Origin of the sequence: Dyadobacter sp. BE31, assembly GCF_031457695.1 — a bacterium.
Classification (GTDB): Bacteria; Bacteroidota; Bacteroidia; order Cytophagales; family Spirosomataceae; genus Dyadobacter.
This window is the reverse complement of sequence record NZ_JAVDXA010000001.1, coordinates 1,844,944-1,863,814: the sequence shown is the minus strand read 5'-3', so window position 1 is coordinate 1,863,814 and position 18,871 is coordinate 1,844,944. Positions and strand designations below refer to the sequence as shown.

The window sequence follows — 18,871 nt, the reverse complement described above, 5'->3', positions numbered from 1 at the left end:
ATCAAATCTTGGCGATGGATTTAATTCGTAAATTCCTGCTCCTGATTTTTACATCAACTACACACTATTTTATGAAACAACTTGCCCAGAATCTCCGGACGGGAGAGACGTTGCTCCTGAATGTCCCCGTTCCGCTCGCCCGAAAGGGCTGTCTGCTCATCAAAACCCGCAAAAGCCTTGTCTCCGCCGGGACGGAACGAATGCTGGTCCGGTTCAGTAAAGCCAATTTTCTGCACAAAGCCCGGCAGCAACCCGACAAGGTGCGCCTCGTAATTGATAAAATCAGGGCCGACGGTTTCTGGAAAACGGCGCGCTCGGTACTCCGCAGGCTGGATCAACCCCTGCCGTTGGGGTATTGCAATGTAGGGGATGTAGTAGCGATAGGAGAGGGTGTAGAAGGCTTCACGATCGGCGATCGGGTGGCTGGTAACGGGCCGCATGCCGAGGTGGTTTGTGTGCCCGTCAATCTGGTAGCCAAAATACCGTCAAATGTACCTGACGAAGAAGCGGTATTCACAGTGCTGGGTGCGGTAGGCCTGCATGGCTTGCGCTTGCTGGCGCCTGCGTTGGGCGAACGCGTGGCTGTAATAGGTTTAGGATTAATCGGATTGATGGTGGTTGATCTACTGCGTGCGCAGGGGTGCGAGGTAATAGGCGTTGAGCCCGATGAATACCGACGAAGAATCGCGAAGGGAAAGGGTATTCCAGCCCTTAATCCTGTAAAATCTGCCGGCAAATCAATTTCGGAGCAGTTCGGCGAAATGGACGGGGTTATCATCACGGCTTCGTCCGGATCGGGTAATGTTATCTCCATGGCTGCCGCTATTTGTAGAAAACTAGGGAAAATAGTGCTTATCGGCGACGTTCCCCTGCATCTGAACCGCTCCGATTTTTACCATAAAGAACTGACATTCCAGGTCTCCTGCGCGTACGGGCCCGGGCGTTACGATCATGCGTATGAGGAGCAAGGAGTTGATTACCCTTTGCCGTATGTCCGCTGGACGGAGAACCGCAATTTTCAGGAAATTTTGCGATTGCTGGCCAATGGCTCGCTGGATGTGAAGCCGCTGGTCTCGAATATTGTGCCGATTGAAAGCTCTTCGGGCATTTATCAAATAAGTAACCGATCTCTTGCCACATTGATTGATTACAGCGGTAAATGCAAAGTGGGCGAAACGGTTATTCAGAATCCCGATCATGCATTTGTAGGGCAGAAAGTAGTTGCTGCAGTTATCGGAGCGGGAAATTTCGCTTGTATGACCCTGTTGCCGTGCCTTCGGGGAAAACCTGTTAAATATATCGCAAGCTCCGGTGGATTAAGGGCGGCGGAATTGGCTGCGAAGTATGGAATTCCATGCATTGCTACCGATTATCGGAAAATTTTGGAGGACGAGGAAGTCGATCTGATCATCATTGCTACCCGGCACGATCAGCACGTTTCCATCGCTGCCGATGCGATTCGCGCGGGCAAGCATGTTTTTGTGGAAAAGCCGCTTAGTATTGATTTCAGAGGTGTGGAAGCCCTGAAAACGGCATTCCAAAATGCGCCGCAGCCGGTATCTCTCACGGTGGGCTTCAACCGGAGATATGCGCCGCACATTACAAAAATGAGGGAATTGCTGGAAGGTGCCCCGATGAATATCGTGGTAACCGTCAACGCAGGTTATGTTCTGGGCAACGCCTGGATACACGACAGCGCCCGGGGAGGAGGGCGGCTGGTGGGTGAAGCATGCCATTTCATAGATCTCGTCGGCTGGATTGCGCAGAGCCACATTACAGAGGCATGCACCCACGTACTGACTGCCGGGGGCTGCATGAGCTCCGACAATGCGACCGTGCTTTTGAGGCTGGCGAGCGGCTCCACGGGCACAGTTCATTATTTTTCAAATGGTCATAACAGCTATCCAAAGGAGCGTGTGGAGGTACATTCGCTCGGAAGGACATTGATTTTGGATGACTACAAAGTGCTTCGGGGATATGGTTTCGAGGGATTTCGCGAGATGAAGGCGGATACGGGAAAAGGCCATCAGGAGCAATTCGACAGGCTGTTTGAATGCATTTCGAATGGAAAGGAGCCGTTAATGCCTCTCGAAGACATCTGGAACTCCAGCCGGGCGACATTGGCGGCGCGGGATAGTATGTGGACGGGCAGTTGGGTGAAGGTATCATGAAGGCGCTGCACTATTTGAGGCTAATCTGGCACATTGGCCGGCAAATGGGCTGGCATTATGTACTGTTCAGGGCAGGATATTGGGTTCAGGCGAAAACAGGTATTTTAAAATTGCGCTTTCCGCGGAAGGCAACGAATCGTTCATTTGCAGGCCTGCAAGACTGGCGACAATCAGCATCTGGTTTCTTCTTTACACCCGGAAGGCCGGAAGTTGACAGGAAAATGGGGTTGAAACAGCTTCGCTGGCGTGTTCAAAAAATGGGGGTTGGAAGGTTTAAGTATTTTGATACCTGGTATAGCGTTTCAGATTGGCATACTAATCCACTCACAGGGTATTGTTACCCAAAGAATGAGCATTGGTCGGAGGTAAATGATTTTTCGGCAAAGGCAGGCGACATCAAATATGTGTGGGAAAAATCCAGGTTCACATTCTTGTATGATCTGATTCGGTATGACTTTCATTTTTCAGAAGACCAATCCACAAGAGTGTTCGAACTGATCGCGGACTGGATTGATCGGAATCCGGTCAATTGCGGGCCAAATTGGAAATGCAGCCAGGAAATCGCCTTGCGGGTGTTGAATTGGATATTTGCATTGCATTACTACAAGTTTTCGCCAACATTAAATCAGTTGCTTTTTGACAAAATCCTTTGCAGTATTTATGACCAAACATGCCATGTAACAGCTAATCTGTCGTTTTCCCGGATTGTGGTGCGAAATAATCATGTATTGACGGAAGCATTGGGACTATATGTTGTGGGCCTGATGTTTCCACAATTTTCAGACAGCCCCAAATGGCGCGTTCTTGGGAAATGCCTCTTTGAAACAGAGATTACTTCGCAGATTGCTACCGATGGTACCTACATCCAGTTTTCGATGAATTATCATCGGGTGGTTATTCAGTTGTTGACGTGGGGAATTCGATTAGCAGAGCTGAACCATGACCCGATGAGTATCGCCGTATATGACCGGGCAAAGGCTTCATTGAATTTTCTTAGGACCTGTCAGAACACTATGTACGGGCGTCTGCCTAACTATGGTCATAATGACGGTGCATTGTTCTTCCCATTATCGGAACGCAGTTTCGGAGACTTTCGACCGCAGATGGCGGCACTCGCCAATGTATTGGGGGTTGATTTAGATTATCAGGAGGGAAATTGGAGAGAGGAATCGCAATGGCTCATAAGCAGTCTGTCCAAGTCTTCGTTTAAAATGCGTCCCAAATGTATATCGTCCTTCCCCATAGGAGGTTATCACATGCTCAGGGACACGGGCACAATGACCTTCCTACGCTGCGGGAAATACGAAAGCCGCCCATTTCAAGCAGATAACAACCACCTCGACATTTGGGTAAACGGCCGCAATATCCTGCGTGATTCCGGAACGTGGCTTTACAACTCGGATGAAGAATCAACGCGCTATTTTTCAGGCACCAGGGGCCATAACACCATTATGATCGGTGATTTTGATCAAATGCAAAAACAGCACCGCTTCATCTGGACGCATTGGATTACCAATGCAAAAAGCAAGTCGGGCTCATCCGGCAGCGAGTATTGGATTGAAGCTGAATTTGAAGGTTTCCGTCATGTGGGTAAGGGCATTGTGCATAAACGTCGGGTTGTTAAAAAAGCTGGTCAGCTGCATTGGGTGATCGAAGACAATGTTCAAAACGTTCCAAAGGGAATGCCGATTCGCCAACTATGGCACCCCGATGAGGCCTTCGAGAACGATTTCAAAATTACGGCAACCGACGAGCACGGTGTCGCAATTCCGGTGATTGTTGAAAGTGGCTGGTATTCAAAAACCTATGGTGCAAGGGAAGAATGTAAAGTGCTGGTATTTGAGACTTTGGGGAATTATGTTCGGACGGTTATCGAGGGACATTAACTTAATCGGGCTATTATGCACTTCCTCCTCATCCACCAGTATTTCCTGGAAGACAATGCCGGCGGCGGCTCACGATGGAATGAGATGGCGCGGATCTGGGTGCAGGAAGGCCATTCGGTGACGGTGATTGCCGGAGATGTACATTATATGATGGCAAAGGAGGATCAAACAGTCGGAAAGGCATTCGACGTCAGCCGGAATGCCGACGGCGTGCTGGTAATCCGCTGCAAAGGGTCGAAGTATTATCATAATGGCTTCCTCGGACGGTTTTGGAGTTACTTTTCCTTCGCATTCATGGCTATGTATGCAGGAATGCGTTTTGCCAACTCCGCATATAAATGCATTATCATAACCTCCCCACCATTGCTGGTGGGCATTCCCGGATTACTGTTGTCGAAATGGAAGCGCATTCCGTTAGTCTTGGAAATACGTGACCTTTGGCCGGAATCGGCGATTGAAATGGGCGTTTTGAAGAACAAATGGCTGATTCGGTTATCGTACGGATTTGAAAAATACCTTTATCGCAAGGCACGGCTGATGAATGTACTTACTCCTGCCTTTCGCGAATGCCTTATTCGGGAAAAAGAAATTGATCCGGGCAAAATCGTCATGATTCCCAATGCGGCGGATTTTCGTTGGAGCGAGCATGCATTGCGTAGCGTATGTGCGCGTGAAGTGCGCGCGAAGCTTGGTCTGGAAGAGAAGTTTGTGATCATTTATGTCGGGGCGCATGGTTTGGCCAACGACCTTATGCAACTCGTGGAAGCCGCGACGCTGCTTCGCGGTACCGAAGCCCATTTTTTGCTCATAGGTGATGGAATGCAGAAAAAAATGTTGATCGAAGCAGTACATTCCCGCGACTTGGCTAATGTATCGTTCCTGGATCCGGTTTCAAAAGAGCAGGTATTCGAATATATTTTAGCGGCGGATGCCGGTGTAGCCGTTTTAAAGAATGCAGCGATTTTCAAAACAGTTTACAGTAACAAAACCTTCGACTACCTATCCTGTAAAAAGCCGGTTTTAATGGCAATCGACGGAGTTTCGCGCGATTTGGTTGAGCAAGCCGATGCAGGGGTTTTTGCGGAGCCGGGGAATCCCGCCGATCTGGCGCGAAAAATCAGAATTTACATGGACGACCGGGCACTTTTGCGTAAACAGGGCGAAAATGGTTACCGGTTGGTGCATAAGCATTTCGATCGGGAAAAATTAGCCAGGGAGTTCTTGGAATGCATTGAAAGTCAACTTAAAGTGACAGCGAAAAGTCCAATTTTTGGTGTGCCATAAGTGAACTGAATGTGCCGCCAGAGGGTTTTCTAATAAATGAAAATCCAATGAGAAACGTAGCATATCTGTTCCCCGAATCAGTCAGAAAAGGGGCATATACATATTCCGAATACATGCATTTGATGGAAACGGTGGTTTTGGAAAACAGAACAACCGGTCCTAAACAATCCGAGGCGCTGGCCCATTATACAAAGCTGAATCTGGCGCGGATGCAGCGCCTCAATAAAACGGCATCGATCCATGAGTCGTTGCGAGAGGTTGTCGATCAGATCGACATTCCACAAACTTGGTACATCCTCACCGAAGCATGGTGTGGAGATGCTGCGCAGAACATCCCCACGATCGTTGCTGCGTCACTTTCGAACCCTTTGATCACCGTCAGATTCCTGCTGAGGGATGAAAATCCTGAATTGATGGATGCTTACCTGACGAACGGAGGGCGTTCGATACCGAAACTGATTGCTGTGGACGAAGATTTTAATGAAATTTTCACTTGGGGGCCGCGCCCGGCGGGAGCGCAGGAGCTGCTGAGAGAGTATAAAGCGAATCCGGTGAAGTCTTACAGCGAATTTTCGGAGGATATCCAGCGTTGGTACATTGCCGATAAAACACAGTCGCTGCAAAACGAATTGCAAGAGCTTTTGGAAGCAGTGGCTGTGGATAAGTGAGTTTTTGAACCGTTTACTCTATATTTGTCATAGGGTAACCGCAATACCAACGAACAGGGATTTTGTCAGAATACTTTAAAAACATATCCGACGGCATCAGCACGACCCTCACGGGCATGCGGCTGACGTTACGGCATCTCTGGAATGCGCGTAAAAGCCGTAGACCTGCGGATATTCGTTCGTCCAGTTTTTACGACCAGCAGGATGGGATCGTGACGATCCAGTATCCGCTGGAAACCATTCCCATTCCGGATAATGGCAGGTACCGTCTGCATAACGAGATGGACGACTGCATTGTTTGCGACAAATGCGCAAAGGTCTGTCCGGTAGATTGCATCGATATCGAGCCGATTAAAGCCGTGGAAGACGTAGGACGTGCTTCCGACGGTTCGCCGATCCGCCTGTACGCGGCCAAATTCGATATCGATATGGCTAAATGCTGTTATTGCGGCCTTTGTACGACGGTATGCCCGACGGAATGTCTTACAATGACCAAGACTTTCGATTACAGCGAGCTCGATGTGCGGGATATGGTTTACAATTATTCCAGCCTCACCGCAGAACAGGCTGACGAAAAGCGCGTGCTGTTGGAACAATTTCAGAAGGAAAAAGAGGCTTTGAAAGCAGCCAAAGCTGCTCCGACAGCAGCTTCGGCGCCCGGCGCGACAGGTGCGGCTGCGCCCGCCCGACCGGTTTTCAAACCGACCGCAAAGCCAAAGCCGACCGAAGAACCCGTTGCCAAAGATACCAATGCTGACGCTGCCGAACCGGTAGCCGCTCCGGCTCCAAAACCGGCTTTCAAGCCGCTGATGAAGCCTAAAAAAGTAGAAGATAATGCTCCCGCACAAGAAATTGCACCGGAAGCTACGCCGCCCGAAAAGCCGACGGCCGCCAAACCAGTATTCCGGCCGACTTTGAAACCGAAGATTGTTTCTGAGGAGAATGCGGAGAAACCTGTTGCGGAAACGCCTGCGGAGCCGGTTGAAAAGCCAGTCGCGAAAGCCCCGTTCCGTCCTTCGATGAAGCCGAAGGTGGTTTCGGAGGAAACTGCGGAGAAACCCGTTGCGGAAACGCCTGCGGAGCCGGTTGAAAAGCCAGTCGCGAAAGCCCCGTTCCGTCCGACAATGAAGCCAAAGGTTGTTTCGGAGGAGAATGCGGAGAAACCTGTTGTGGAAACGCCTGCGGAGCCGGTTGAAAAGCCAGTCGCGAAAGCCCCGTTCCGTCCTACGATGAAGCCAAAGGTTGTTTCTGAGGAAAGTGCGGAGAAACCTGTTGGGGAAACGCCTGCGGAGCCGGATGAAAAGCCAGTCGCGAAAGCCCCGTTCCGTCCTTCGATGAAGCCAAAGGTTGTTTCGGAGGAGAATGCGGAGAAACCTGTTGTGGAAACGCCTGCGGAGCCGGTTGAAAAGCCAGTCGCGAAAGCCCCGTTCCGTCCGACAATGAAGCCAAAGGTTGTTTCGGAAGGGAGTGTGGAGAAGCCGGTAACTGAAACGCCAACTGAGGCAGTCGCTGCGGCGAACCCGGAGACTCCGGCTGATGCGGCACCTGCTGAGCCTGTTGCGGAGAAACCTGCAAAGCCGGCGTTCCGACCAACGATGAAACCTAAACCCAAGGAATAGGCGCGCATGGAAGCAATTATATTTTATCTTTTTTCCGCATTGACGCTCGCTGCCGGGCTATTCATACTCTTTTCTAAAAATCTCATTTACGGGGCATTCGCGCTGTTTCTTGCATTCCTGGGCGTAGCCGCATTGTACGTGCTCTCGGGCGCGGACTTTCTGGCCGTTTCACAGATCATGATCTATGTTGGGGGCATTCTCGTGCTGCTGATATTCGGAATCATGCTCACGCAGAAGAAAGAAAAAAGCGACGATTCTAGACGCCATAATCGTATCGAAGTGCCGATCACGCGGAGAATCTGGGGAATTTTGACAGGTATCGGGCTTTTCGGATTGCTGGTGAAAGTCATCCTTTCTTCGGATTTTAGAATGGCCGGCGAGGAAATGAGTACCAAATCGACGATCAAGACGATTGGTGTGGAGCTTATGACCACCCATTTGTTGCCTTTTGAAATAGCTGCTATCCTTTTGCTGGTTGCGCTCATCGGCGCCGCCTACCTCGCATTAAACCGAAACCCGACCGCATGACGACGATACCTGTTCAATATTATCTGATCGTTGCAGCAGCATTGTTTTGTATTGGACTGGCTATTTCCATTACCAAGCGGCATTTTATCGGTATGCTGCTCGGAATCGAATTGATGCTTAATGCGGTTAATATCAATTTAGTAGCATTTGGCAGGCACGATCCGGAACGTTTGAGCGGCCAGCTTTTTGCATTATTTGTCATTGTCGTGGCAGCTGCCGAAGTGACTGTGGCGCTGGCGATCATTCTGCGTGTATACGGCCGTTTCAAAACGGTTGACCCCGATAAAGTAAATGAATTGAAGCAATGAACTGGATCTTCCTGATCTTCGCTTTTCTGATCGGTATTAGCAACGCCGTCCAATCTGGCGTGAATACGCAACTCCGCGAGTCGATCAACAATCCTATTCTCGCGGCCATGACGTCCTTTTTTGTAGGATTAATGGTCCTGACGATCGCTTTCGCCTGTTTCAACCAAAATCCGGTTCCTTCCCTGGCTGATCTCAAACAGGTTTCGTGGATGCGTTTTATGGGCGGAGTACTCGGCGCTTTCTATGTGATCACGGTCATTTTTATCGTCCGCAATATCGGCCCGGCCAATATGATGTGCTTAGTTATCGCAGGCCAGATGGTAACCGTCATGACGATCGATCATTTTGGTTTACAAGGATTTGCCGTTCATCACATGAACCTGCCGCGCATTTTGGGTACGATCCTGCTGATAGGAGGGGTTTATCTTATCCTGAAAAATTAGGGTAAAAAAAACAGCAACCCTTGCGGATTGCTGTCTGATAGTTCTTAGGATTCCTCAGGGGATTTTGTTGAAAATAAACAGATCCACGAAGCTCCACTTATCATTTTCTTTCTTCCCGCGCTGGATCACCAGTTGCGTAGGGGAGCGTCTCTCGTAGATAATGCGTACCGAGGCATCGTCTTTTTCAAACAAAGCCTGGTTCTTTTTTGCTTCGATGAATTTGTAGCGGTCGGCTACCTCTTTTTCTTCCAGCGAGATCATGCCCGGCTTGAAATGCTTCACCATCGCTACGGGGCCATTGTCAGTCTGTTCAAATGCAAAGATCTCATAAAGAGCAGGTTTGTCGTCTTTAATCATGCGAATGAAACCGACGATATTATTGCCTTTAGGGGCTGTCCAGGAAGCTTCGATCGGGCCGCCGTTGTACGTACCGAGCCAGCGGCCATCCAGGAACGCGATGTCGTTCAGGGTGCCTTGCGCCTGAGCAAATGTAGCCGTCAATACCAGGGCAAATGCCAGACAAGCTTTTTTAACTAACCGGATTGTGTTGAAATGGGTCATTGAGATTTAGGTTGTGAATTGAGGTGGCAAATTAATAGAAATGTTATGAAATAAAATCAAGGTAATTCTCGCGGTTGATTAATTGAAAGCTGGCATCCGGGTAAGCATTCGCAAATGCTACGGGTGTTTTTACACGTTCCTCTCTCCATTTGAACTCAAATGCCGACAGGCTTCCGTTTTCCATTTCCAGCCAATCGACCTCCTGCTGATCGTAGGTGCGCCAAAAATAAAGGTCCGCGTGACGTTTGGCGTAGGTCAGTGTTTTGATTCTTTCGCTGATCAGGTAGTTTTCCCAGAGCTCACCTGTATCCGTGCGTAACGCGAGCGGCCTTAGGTCATTGATAACGGTGTTCCGGACGCCGTTGTCATGAAAAAACCAACGGCTGCTCTTGATTACCTCTTTTCGAAGGTTTTTACTGAAACCTCCTATTCGCTTTAAAATGAAAACTTTCGAAAGGAGATCCAGGTATTTTTCAACTGTATTTTTGCTGATATTCAATGCCACGCCAAGCTCCTGCAATGATACCTCCTTTCCTACCTGGTAGGCGATCAGCCGCAGCAGATCTTTCACTTTTTCAGCATTACGCACGCCTTCAAATGAGAGAATATCCTTCAAGAGATACGCATTGACGAGGTCTTTGAGGTATGCCTCCTTTTCTTTTAATGTATTGAGTTGAAATAATTCAGGATAACTACCGTAGACGAGCCGCTCTTCCAGCCGCTGGCGCGTTTCCAATGCATTTTCGAGGGGCAAAAGCTCCTGCTGTGCGACGGGGTAGAGGTTGTGAAAATAGGCCCTGCCGGTAAGCGGTTCTCCTGATTGCTGGGCTAGGTCCAACGCCGATGATCCTGTGGCAATGATCCGTAGGCCTTTTATATGGTCAACAATCAGTTTTAGCTTTTTTCCAATATCCGGGATGGCCTGCGCTTCGTCGATCACGAGGAGCTCATAATCCGAGAACAAGCGCTGATAATTGGCAATGCTGGTTTGAGATAGAAGATTTTGCGCATCGATATCCTCTCCTTCGAGCGTAAAAACTTTATAGGGAGTGTTTGCGATAATTTTTTGGACAAGAAATGTCTTTCCGACCCGCCTGGTACCGGTTATAACGTTGACTTTATTGGGTTTTAGGTGGTCAACAACCTGCTTATATAAGGCACGCTCAATCTCCATGTATGTAAATTCCGTCAACGTACTGACGCAATTTAGCTAAATTCCGTCAATATGCTGACGGAATTTGCATTCAGGTGCCAAAAAATAGCTGGCCCGTTTCCAAACCAGCTATTCTCGCTTAAAGTTCTATGATCAATAAGCCCTCTCCAATTTACCTTCGTAAGAGTTGGTAAAGGCTTTGTTTACTACTTTATTTCCACCCTGTGTCGGATAGTTTCCGGTGAAATACCAGTCGCCGAGGTGTCCTGGGCAGGCTTTGTGCAGGTTTTCGACGGTTTGGAAAACCACAGACAGCTCTGCATTCAAACCCTTGGGACGAACAATCTCAGCTATTTTTTGAGAAATCTCTTCATCTGTGAATGGCTCGTAAAGCGCCTTAACATAGTTGGTGTGGTATGGATTCTTCGTAGCCAACGCTGTTACACTTTGGGTGTAGACATCTTCCAGCAAATACTCCATATCGCGCTCTTCCAGCAATTTCAGCACTGCACGGTAGGCAACGAAGTCTTTCATCCTCGACATATCGATGCCGTAGCAATCGGGGAAGCGGATCTGTGGAGCAGACGATACCACTACAATTTTCTTCGGTTTCAAACGGTCGAGCATGGTGAGAATGCTCTTTTCAAGCGTAGTACCGCGAACGATCGAGTCGTCGATGATCACGACGGTATCCACATTCTTGCGGACTACTTCAAATGTCGTGTCGTACACGCTTGAAACCATATCGTCGCGCAGGGCGTCGGCCGTAATGAACGTACGTGACTTTACGTCTTTGGTTACCAGTTTCTCGATTCTCGGACGGAACGAAAGTACTTTTTCAAGGTCGGCTTCGAACAGAATGCCTTCCATGATGGCCTGCTTGCGTTTCTTGGCCAGATATTCCTCCAAACCTTCGATCATCCCGAGGAATGCCGTTTCAGCAGTGTTCGGAATATATGAGAAAATCGTGTTTTCGAGGTCGTAATTAACTTCTTTGAGAATTTGCGGGATCAGCAGTTTACCCAGCTGCTTGCGCTCATTATAAATGTCCGGATCGGTGCCGCGGGAGAAGTAAATACGCTCGAAACTGCATGAGCGTTTTTCCAGGCGAGGCAGGATCGGGAACTCATTATATTCACCATTTTTGTCAACGATGAGTGCAGAACCTGGTGTAATTTCAGTGATCTGGTCGTAATCTACATTGAATGCAGCTTTAATGGCCTGTTTCTCAGATGCCACCACAACCACTTCATCGTCAGCATAATAGAATGCCGGGCGAATACCCGCAGGATCGCGGATCACGAAGGATGCGCCGTAGCCTGTAAGACCACACATGGCATAACCACCATCAAAGTCGCGGCACGAGCGGTAGAGCAGGCGAGGCAGGTCGATATTGTCTTCGATGACATCGGACAACGTCGGGTTTTCGTAAATTCCTTTGAAACGTTCGAACACTCGCTGGTTTTCTTCATCCAGGAAATGTCCAATTTTTTCCATTACCGTTACGGTGTCGACTTTCTCTTTCGGGTGCTGGCCCAGTGAAACCAGTTTGCCAAAAAGCTCATCCACGTTGGTCATGTTGAAGTTTCCGGCCATCACCAGATTGCGGCTCCGCCAGTTACTTTGGCGCAGCATCGGGTGGCAGTTTTCCACTTCATTGGAGCCATGCGTACCGTAACGAAGATGTCCCAGCCATACTTCTCCCGTAAATGCCAGGTTTTCCTGCAACCATTTCGCGTCGTTGACGTGGTCGCGGTTGTTTTTGAGACCTTTGCGGAATTTTTTGTGGATTTTGGAGAAGATATCCGTAAGTGGCTGAGGTTCTACGGATCTGTATCGGCTGATATATCGTTTCCCGGGCGGGACATCGATCTTGATATTGGCTACCCCGGCTCCATCCTGGCCCCGGTTGACCTGTTTTTCCATCATGACCGAAAGCTTATGGACTGCGTACAGCGGCGTTTCGTACTTGTCGATGTAGTATTGATAAGGCTTTCTAAGACGGATAAGTGCTATGCCGCACTCATGCTTAATGGCGTCGCTCATAAGAAGAGTAATGCTTTTAGAGATATTGGTGTTTGCTGGTATGCAAAGCGTATTCCCTGAATATTAGCCTAACGAATTTCGATTCTCGTTTAGTTCGTTATTTCTTACAAAGGTACAAATCCTTTGGCTTAAAAAACTCCAAAAATTGTTCAATTTTTCAATTCATCTCAGTCAGTTGAAACTGACTGCAATGGAATTGTATACTTGCCGGAAAAGATTCCCCGAACATTGACCTATTGCCGGCAGTTTCAATCGCCGGATCACAGATTATTGCAAATCACAATAGCTTATCAATTATAAGAAAGATAATTACTTTTGATCAAATAGATATTAAAATTTTTATGCTTCACAAAACCCGCGGTATCGCATTGAGCTACATCCGGTACAAGGAATCTTCCATCATCGCGAAGATCTACACGGAAGCCTTTGGTATCCAGACTTATATCGTCAACGGCGTGCGAAGCAGCAAGTCCAAAACCAACCGGATCGCCTTTTTTCAGCCGCTCACGTTGCTTGATCTCGTGGTGTACCATAAGAACAAGGAGGACACCATTCATCGCATTTCCGAGATCAAGTGCTATGCGCCGTTCTTCTCGATACCTTTTGATGTAATAAAATCGGGCCTGGCGCTCTTTATGACCGAAATGCTCGGTAAAACTTTGCGCGAGGAAGAGAACAACGAGCCATTGTTCCATTTTATTGAACAATCGGTGCTCTATCTCGACGAAGCCGGGACTGGATTCGAAAATTTTCATATTCAGTTCCTGATGCAATTGGCGCATTATCTGGGGTTTGGTGTGGAAACGGCCGGGGATTTGGAAAGTGAGTTGAAAGACAACCATTTTCCGCACCTGCCCGATGCACAAGAGCATACGGCTACGGTGCAAATGCTGGACAATGACTACGGTTTGTCCATTCCGCTGGACAGGTCACGGCGGATAAATATCCTCGAAAAGATGATTTTCTTTTACAAAATCCACATGGATGGGCTTGGGGAAATCAAGTCACTGGATGTTTTGAGGGAAGTTTTACGCTGAAAGTTGCTTCCGGCTGAAATTGGCATAATTTTGATAACGTATATGGTAACTCCATTAAACCGAATGCAATGAAACATATACTGACGACCGCCTTTTTGCTTATTTCTTTGACAACATTCGCTCAGGAACGCCTGCCGCAGGAACGCCTGCCGCAAGTTCCTAAAGGTGCGTGGAAATCGCAGGAGCCTACCGGTAGCGCTTCAACACTTATTGTAGTTGATAATTATATGGTTATCGCTTCTTACAGCATCGGTAACAAGTATTTTGAAAGGACCGAGGGCGGCCCGTTCACGATGAATGGGAACAAAATGACTTACACGCCCGAGTTCAATTCGGCGGATACAGCCAAAATCGGCATTCCTATCGAGTTCACGGTAACGGTGAAAGATGATATCCTGACGCTACGTTACGAAGAGGCGATGGTCTGGATGCGTGTCGACGACGCTACCAGCAATGCGCCTATGGCAGGAGCCTGGCACATTACCGAACGGGACAATGGGCAGGGAACCCTCGTTAAAATACACCAGGAGGGAACGAGAAAAACGCTTAAACTGCTCTCAAAGACACGTTTCCAATGGTTTGCAATCGACCCTGCGGTTAAGAAATTTTATGCAACCGGAGGAGGGACTTACACCGCCAAGGACGGTAAATACACCGAAAACATTCAGTTTTTCTCCAAAGACAACAACCGCGTAGGTTCATCGCTGAAATTTGATTTCAAGCTCGACAATGGCCGTTGGGACCACAGCGGAAAGAGCAGCGACGGCAAGCCGGTACATGAGATTTGGGAAAAAATCCCCTGATATTCATTCGATCACCTCGACGTTTTTCAGAATGTAGTTGAGGTGATCGACATCATTCGCATTGAGTGTCAGTCTGCCCCGGACGGTCAGGACCTCGTCCGTCCGGAAGCGCTGTTTTTTCTTCCTGAACTGCAATTCTATAATAGATTCCGGACCGGCTCCGCCACAGAAAAAGCAGGCGGCCATTGGTTTCGCTGAAATGACGTAAATATTGTCGTTTTCATCTACGGGGATCATGTAGCCGCGGATACTGACTTCTTTATCATGCAGTACGTTCACCGAAGGCCCGAAGGTGGGGTATAGGAAGTACATACTCAACTCCTTATTGAGTTTTCGCGTAAACCGCACGTCGGTCAGGCGTTTCCATGTAATGGGTAGTGGCTCCGCGCGGAACGTGAAGGCCAGCAGTGGAATAAACAGGAGCGCTATTCTTTTCATTTTTCCAGGCTGTCCCATTTTGCAACGGCTTCTTTCAATTCAACGATGGCCTCTCTGGATTGTCGCTGGTAATCGAGCATGGATTCGTCGGTCATAGGCGGCGCGGATTTGTGCGAATGCGCGCCATGGGCGTGGTCGTGTGCATGAGCGAAGCCCGGTACTTCGATCATATTTTCTTCCCAAACTTCAACCAGGTTTTTTAAGCTGTCGAGCTGCGATTTGGCTACATCGTCTTTCGCCAGCACCGACAGGCTATCGAGTTTTTGTTCGAGTTGTCCGGATATTTTCATGGCTTCAAGATGCAAACGGTTCGCTTCGATGAGCTCGGGGCTCTTTTCATTTCGCCGGGAGCAGGACGTTGCCCCGAGAACGAGAATTAATGCGAGAGTTGAGTTGGCAGGAGTCATCAGATATGGAACTTCATTAAATGCAACAATGTTGCAAAAATGAATTAAATACTTTTAACAAACAATAGCCTTGCTTATTTCTTTCGGCCATGCGAAGTTTTTATTCCCTGTCTTTCAGCTTACTGATTACCTTTCTGCATATTGGGTGCTGCCTATTGCCACTGCTTTCACTCGCCTCGTTACCACTGTACAACGCCGGTTTCCTGGCACCTCACCAGCCCGTTTCAGCCATTTTACAATGGATGATTTTTGTTTGGCTGACGGGCCGGTTAGCCGCTTTTTACTTTTGGAATAAATCTTTCCACAGCCGAACGGAGACATTATCCTATCTCCTTGGCTGGTTTATCGCGCTGTCGGGACTGATTATCAATCAATGGGAGCCATTTAAAACCGAAGAGCAGGTAATGGCAGTGCAGCATTTCGAACGTTTCAAATCCCAAAGGCAACTTCGGATTGACCTGAATGGGCGCAATGATGTGCAGGAGCTAATGGCCGATCTACGGAAGATTGATGGGGTGAGAAAAGGAAGTATCGTGTTCGAATCGCAGTCTGTAACACTTTCCTATCATAAGGGAAAGGTTTCTCCCGAGCAGATTTTGGCGGTTTTACGAAGCAAGGGGCATTTAAAGTGACCCAAAGTGCCCGTTCAGTTATTTAGATTTATTCAAAACAATTTTTGTTAAACATTTGAATCATTCTAAATAGGTAATATATTTGCCTCAGTTTTAACGGCAATGTGAATGAGCGCTTTTACAATGAGTGATTACAATGTGGGGTCGGAGCAGGGGTGTTTCTGGATGAAAAGCTTCGAAGACAGCACCGAATGCGTGTTTAAGAAGTGTTGCGAGAAATACAAAAAGAAGGGCAAACATTGTAAAAAGTGCCCTAAGAAGTAACACCGCTGTTACTCTTTTTGGCTAGTAATACAGTTCATGGTGAATAATTGTAAGAGAGGGAGTGCCGCCTGAGCGTTCCCTTTTCTATGCTGAAGACATTTCAGATCTTGCGTTTCAGCTCGAAATTTTGTCCCAGATATACACGCCTTACTACTTCGTCTTCCGCCAGCTCCTCGGCAGTTCCCTGCTTCAATATCTTTCCTTCGAATAGCAAATATGCCCGGTCGGTGATCGAAAGGGTTTCGTTTACGTTGTGGTCGGTGATAAGGATGCCGATGTTTTTGTGTTTGAGCTTGGCGACAATGCTCTGAATGTCTTCTACGGCAATGGGGTCGACACCGGCGAAGGGCTCATCGAGCAGAATGAACTTCGGATCCACCGCGAGTGACCTCGCAATTTCCGTCCGGCGGCGCTCGCCTCCCGAAAGTACCATGCCTTTGCTCTTGCGTACGTGCCCGAGGTGGAATTCCTCGATCAGCTCCTCCACTTTTCGCTTCTGATCGGCTTTCGGAAGATCGGTCATTTCCAGAACCGCCTTAATGTTCTCTTCGACGGTCAGTGTCCTGAAAACGGAAGCTTCCTGCGCGAGGTACCCGAGCCCGAGGCGCGCACGCTTGTACATGGGCAGGTCGGTAATGTCCTTGTCGTCGAGGTATACCTTGCCGCTGTTAGGTTTCACCAAACCAACGGCCATATAAAAGGAAGTGGTTTTACCTGCACCATTCGGCCCGAGTAATCCTACGATCTCGCCCTGCTCAACCTGGTAGCTTACATTATTATTGACAAGACGAACCCCGTATTTCTTTACGAGGTTTTCAGTTCTTAGTATCATCGTTCGTTTAAGTTCTTCCTCAATGCAGCTTAATGTCTTTCAACGAAAGCTGTAAGGTTTTCTTGTCGCGGAAATTATTCTCTTCGAGGCAATAGCAGATGGAGAACGGCCTTCCGTTGACAATATCAGGATAAAAATGCCCCATTCCGAAGCCTACGGCCGTGAAAACTGCCGAGTTGTTTTGTTTTACATCAAATTTGATGTGCTTTTCCTTCATCAAGACGGGGCGGCCGACGAGTGTCATATTTCTCGATTCGAAAACCGGCGTCATATTTCCCGGCCCGAATGGTCCCATTTGACGGAGGATATTGTAAAATTTAGGGGTAATCGCTTCCAGTTCGAGCAGCATATCGACGTTGATCATCGGTACCAACTGGTCCGGCTGAATGCGGCTGCTCACGATTTCGTTGAACCGCATTCTGAATGCTTCCACATTATCCAGCGGCAAGGTAAGGCCGGCGGCAAATGTGTGTCCTCCATATTGTTCCAAAAGGTCCGCGCATTCTTCGATCGCCTCATACACATCGAAACCCGGTACCGAACGCGCAGAACCGGCGGCTTTCCCGTGGGATTGGGTGAGTATGATCGTCGGACGGTGGTATTTTTCGATGCACCTGCTGGCCACGATTCCGATCACGCCTTTGTGCCAGTCTTCCTTATATAATACGGTACTTTTCGCATTGGAAAACCATTCATCGTTTTCGATCATGAAAAGCGCCTGCTCCGTAATGCTCGAATCGAAATTGCGGCGTTCGCTATTATGCTTGTTGATTTCCTCCGCGAACTCCATGGCCTCTTCTTCAATCTCGGAAAGCAAAAGTCTTACTGCTTCTTTCGCGTGCTTGATGCGCCCGGCGGCATTAATGCGCGGCCCGAGGCCGAAAACAACATTCGTAATATCCAGCGCGCCGCTGATTCCTGAAATCTGGATCAATGCCCTGATACCGGTGCGCGGCTGCGCATTAAGTCGTTGCAATCCGTAATATGCCAGAACGCGGTTTTCGCCCGTGATCGGAACAATATCGGAAGCAATGCTGACGACGAGCAGATCGAGGTAATCGTACAGCATTTCAGGATTAAGGCCCTGTTTGATACAAAATGCCTGCAAAAGTTTGAAACCGACGCCGCAGCCGGTGAGCTCTTTATAAGGATATAAACAGTCCTCACGCTTAGGGTCCAGCACGGCTACTGCCGGTGGGAGCTCATCGCCCGGACGGTGGTGGTCACATATAATGAAGTCGATGCCTTTTTCCAATGCGACGGTTACTTTGTCGATGGACTTGACACCGCAGTCGAGTGTTACTATTAATGTGTAGCCATTGGCTTCGGCCCAGTCGACGCCTTGCCAGGAAACACCGTAACCTTCCTCGTAACGATCGGGGATATAATAGTCGAGATTGGGATAAATCCTTTTGAGAAAGCCATAGAACAATGCGACGGAAGTGGTACCATCTACATCGTAATCTCCGTAAACCAGTATTTTCTCATTGGATTCGATCGCTTTGATCAAACGCTCCACGGCCTGCTCCATGTCCGCCATCAGGAACGGATCGTGCAAATGGCGGATTTCAGGTCGGAAAAAATCGCGGGATTGGTCGAAATCAAGAATGCCGCGCTGAACCAAAAGTGTTGCCAGAGAGGGACTTACTTTCAAAGATTCGGCGAGCCTCTGTGCAACCTGTTCTTGTTCAGGGGTAAAGGGAGGGTAATGTATCCAGCGCTTTTCAATCATAGGGCAAAGATAATCGGAATCCGGAATGCTTGCTGCCAAAATGTGCAATCGGGTGATCG

At 48.5% G+C, this 18,871-nt stretch carries 18 protein-coding genes; 11 read left to right on the top strand and 7 right to left on the bottom strand.

Features of this window, described 5'->3' with window-relative positions; translation table 11 throughout:
• Positions 1-71 precede the first annotated feature (71 nt).
• From J2Y43_RS07860 to J2Y43_RS07825, 8 genes are all read left to right on the top strand, one after another.
• Entirely contained in the window at positions 72-2,171 is a 2,100-nt protein-coding gene (locus tag J2Y43_RS07860) for a bi-domain-containing oxidoreductase (RefSeq protein ID WP_309992990.1), read from the top strand.
• Positions 2,168-4,057, top strand: a complete 1,890-nt coding sequence (locus J2Y43_RS07855) for an alginate lyase family protein (RefSeq protein WP_309992992.1) — start codon at positions 2,168-2,170, stop codon at positions 4,055-4,057. Before J2Y43_RS07860 ends, J2Y43_RS07855 begins: the two co-directional genes overlap by 4 nt.
• 15 nt (positions 4,058-4,072) lie before the next feature.
• Entirely contained in the window at positions 4,073-5,341 is a 1,269-nt protein-coding gene (locus J2Y43_RS07850) for a glycosyltransferase family 4 protein (protein ID WP_309992995.1), read from the top strand.
• A gap of 47 nt (positions 5,342-5,388) precedes the next feature.
• Positions 5,389-6,009 (top strand): thioredoxin family protein, encoded by a 621-nt coding sequence (locus tag J2Y43_RS07845; RefSeq protein WP_309992997.1) that lies wholly within the window; start codon positions 5,389-5,391, stop codon positions 6,007-6,009.
• 62 nt (positions 6,010-6,071) lie between these two features.
• Positions 6,072-7,628 carry a 4Fe-4S binding protein gene (locus J2Y43_RS07840; protein WP_310226421.1) on the top strand — a complete coding sequence of 519 codons (1,557 nt, stop codon included), beginning with the start codon at positions 6,072-6,074 and terminating at the stop codon, positions 7,626-7,628.
• Positions 7,629-7,634: 6 nt separating this feature from the next.
• Positions 7,635-8,156: an NADH-quinone oxidoreductase subunit J gene (locus J2Y43_RS07835; protein ID WP_309980452.1), complete on the top strand. Its 522-nt coding sequence runs from the start codon at positions 7,635-7,637 to the stop codon at positions 8,154-8,156.
• On the top strand, positions 8,153-8,464 hold the full coding sequence (gene nuoK, locus J2Y43_RS07830; RefSeq protein WP_309980454.1) for an NADH-quinone oxidoreductase subunit NuoK: 312 nt from the start codon (positions 8,153-8,155) through the stop codon (positions 8,462-8,464). Before J2Y43_RS07835 ends, nuoK begins: the two co-directional genes overlap by 4 nt.
• Positions 8,461-8,907: a DMT family transporter gene (locus J2Y43_RS07825; protein ID WP_309980456.1), complete on the top strand. Its 447-nt coding sequence runs from the start codon at positions 8,461-8,463 to the stop codon at positions 8,905-8,907. Before nuoK ends, J2Y43_RS07825 begins: the two co-directional genes overlap by 4 nt.
• 54 nt (positions 8,908-8,961) lie before the next feature.
• Here the strand turns inward: J2Y43_RS07825 and J2Y43_RS07820 are convergent, their stop codons facing one another.
• From J2Y43_RS07820 to J2Y43_RS07810, 3 genes are all read right to left on the bottom strand, one after another.
• Entirely contained in the window at positions 8,962-9,468 is a 507-nt protein-coding gene (locus tag J2Y43_RS07820; protein ID WP_309980458.1) for a DUF6265 family protein, read from the bottom strand.
• Positions 9,469-9,511: 43 nt separating this feature from the next.
• Positions 9,512-10,642, bottom strand: a complete 1,131-nt coding sequence (locus J2Y43_RS07815) for an ATP-binding protein (RefSeq protein ID WP_309981843.1) — start codon at positions 10,640-10,642, stop codon at positions 9,512-9,514.
• Positions 10,643-10,774: 132 nt separating this feature from the next.
• Positions 10,775-12,667, bottom strand: coding sequence for an amidophosphoribosyltransferase (locus tag J2Y43_RS07810; protein ID WP_309980460.1), 1,893 nt, complete (start codon positions 12,665-12,667; stop codon positions 10,775-10,777).
• A gap of 341 nt (positions 12,668-13,008) precedes the next feature.
• Between J2Y43_RS07810 and recO the strand changes: the two genes are divergently transcribed.
• Both recO and J2Y43_RS07800 read left to right on the top strand, forming a co-directional pair.
• Positions 13,009-13,704 carry a DNA repair protein RecO gene (recO, locus tag J2Y43_RS07805; protein WP_309980462.1) on the top strand — a complete coding sequence of 232 codons (696 nt, stop codon included), beginning with the start codon at positions 13,009-13,011 and terminating at the stop codon, positions 13,702-13,704.
• Positions 13,705-13,772: 68 nt separating this feature from the next.
• The gene (locus tag J2Y43_RS07800) at positions 13,773-14,507 is read left to right on the top strand and encodes a hypothetical protein (protein WP_309980464.1); all 735 of its coding nucleotides are present in this window, start codon (positions 13,773-13,775) and stop codon (positions 14,505-14,507) included.
• Between the two features lie 3 nt (positions 14,508-14,510).
• On the opposite strand, the gene J2Y43_RS07795 is transcribed toward J2Y43_RS07800, so the two are convergent.
• Both J2Y43_RS07795 and J2Y43_RS07790 read right to left on the bottom strand, forming a co-directional pair.
• A complete protein-coding gene (locus tag J2Y43_RS07795; RefSeq protein WP_309980466.1) occupies positions 14,511-14,945 on the bottom strand; it encodes a DUF3299 domain-containing protein in 435 nt (144 codons plus the stop codon).
• Positions 14,942-15,352 carry a hypothetical protein gene (locus J2Y43_RS07790; RefSeq protein ID WP_309980470.1) on the bottom strand — a complete coding sequence of 137 codons (411 nt, stop codon included), beginning with the start codon at positions 15,350-15,352 and terminating at the stop codon, positions 14,942-14,944. Before J2Y43_RS07790 ends, J2Y43_RS07795 begins: the two co-directional genes overlap by 4 nt.
• 89 nt (positions 15,353-15,441) lie before the next feature.
• Between J2Y43_RS07790 and J2Y43_RS07785 the strand changes: the two genes are divergently transcribed.
• Positions 15,442-15,984, top strand: coding sequence for a copper chaperone (locus J2Y43_RS07785; RefSeq protein ID WP_309980472.1), 543 nt, complete (start codon positions 15,442-15,444; stop codon positions 15,982-15,984).
• 364 nt (positions 15,985-16,348) lie between these two features.
• On the opposite strand, the gene lptB is transcribed toward J2Y43_RS07785, so the two are convergent.
• Positions 16,349-17,080 (bottom strand): LPS export ABC transporter ATP-binding protein, encoded by a 732-nt coding sequence (gene lptB, locus J2Y43_RS07780; protein ID WP_106594039.1) that lies wholly within the window; start codon positions 17,078-17,080, stop codon positions 16,349-16,351.
• 19 nt (positions 17,081-17,099) lie between these two features.
• The gene (gene recJ, locus J2Y43_RS07775; protein ID WP_309980477.1) at positions 17,100-18,812 is read right to left on the bottom strand and encodes a single-stranded-DNA-specific exonuclease RecJ; all 1,713 of its coding nucleotides are present in this window, start codon (positions 18,810-18,812) and stop codon (positions 17,100-17,102) included.
• Positions 18,813-18,871 lie beyond the last annotated feature (59 nt).

What these genes read in the sequence shown, in the direction of transcription:
- J2Y43_RS07860 (WP_309992990.1), top strand. Translation starts at nt 72, where the DNA reads ATGAAACAACTTGCCCAGAATCTCCGGACGGGAGAGACGTTGCTCCTG.
- J2Y43_RS07855 (WP_309992992.1), top strand. Translation starts at nt 2,168, where the DNA reads ATGAAGGCGCTGCACTATTTGAGGCTAATCTGGCACATTGGCCGGCAA.
- J2Y43_RS07850 (WP_309992995.1), top strand. Translation starts at nt 4,073, where the DNA reads ATGCACTTCCTCCTCATCCACCAGTATTTCCTGGAAGACAATGCCGGC.
- J2Y43_RS07845 (WP_309992997.1), top strand. Translation starts at nt 5,389, where the DNA reads ATGAGAAACGTAGCATATCTGTTCCCCGAATCAGTCAGAAAAGGGGCA.
- J2Y43_RS07835 (WP_309980452.1), top strand. Translation starts at nt 7,635, where the DNA reads ATGGAAGCAATTATATTTTATCTTTTTTCCGCATTGACGCTCGCTGCC.
- nuoK (WP_309980454.1), top strand. Translation starts at nt 8,153, where the DNA reads ATGACGACGATACCTGTTCAATATTATCTGATCGTTGCAGCAGCATTG.
- J2Y43_RS07825 (WP_309980456.1), top strand. Translation starts at nt 8,461, where the DNA reads ATGAACTGGATCTTCCTGATCTTCGCTTTTCTGATCGGTATTAGCAAC.
- J2Y43_RS07820 (WP_309980458.1), bottom strand. Translation starts at nt 9,468, where the DNA reads ATGACCCATTTCAACACAATCCGGTTAGTTAAAAAAGCTTGTCTGGCA.
- J2Y43_RS07815 (WP_309981843.1), bottom strand. Translation starts at nt 10,642, where the DNA reads ATGGAGATTGAGCGTGCCTTATATAAGCAGGTTGTTGACCACCTAAAA.
- J2Y43_RS07810 (WP_309980460.1), bottom strand. Translation starts at nt 12,667, where the DNA reads ATGAGCGACGCCATTAAGCATGAGTGCGGCATAGCACTTATCCGTCTT.
- recO (WP_309980462.1), top strand. Translation starts at nt 13,009, where the DNA reads ATGCTTCACAAAACCCGCGGTATCGCATTGAGCTACATCCGGTACAAG.
- J2Y43_RS07800 (WP_309980464.1), top strand. Translation starts at nt 13,773, where the DNA reads ATGAAACATATACTGACGACCGCCTTTTTGCTTATTTCTTTGACAACA.
- J2Y43_RS07795 (WP_309980466.1), bottom strand. Translation starts at nt 14,945, where the DNA reads ATGAAAAGAATAGCGCTCCTGTTTATTCCACTGCTGGCCTTCACGTTC.
- J2Y43_RS07790 (WP_309980470.1), bottom strand. Translation starts at nt 15,352, where the DNA reads ATGACTCCTGCCAACTCAACTCTCGCATTAATTCTCGTTCTCGGGGCA.
- J2Y43_RS07785 (WP_309980472.1), top strand. Translation starts at nt 15,442, where the DNA reads ATGCGAAGTTTTTATTCCCTGTCTTTCAGCTTACTGATTACCTTTCTG.
- lptB (WP_106594039.1), bottom strand. Translation starts at nt 17,080, where the DNA reads ATGATACTAAGAACTGAAAACCTCGTAAAGAAATACGGGGTTCGTCTT.
- recJ (WP_309980477.1), bottom strand. Translation starts at nt 18,812, where the DNA reads ATGATTGAAAAGCGCTGGATACATTACCCTCCCTTTACCCCTGAACAA.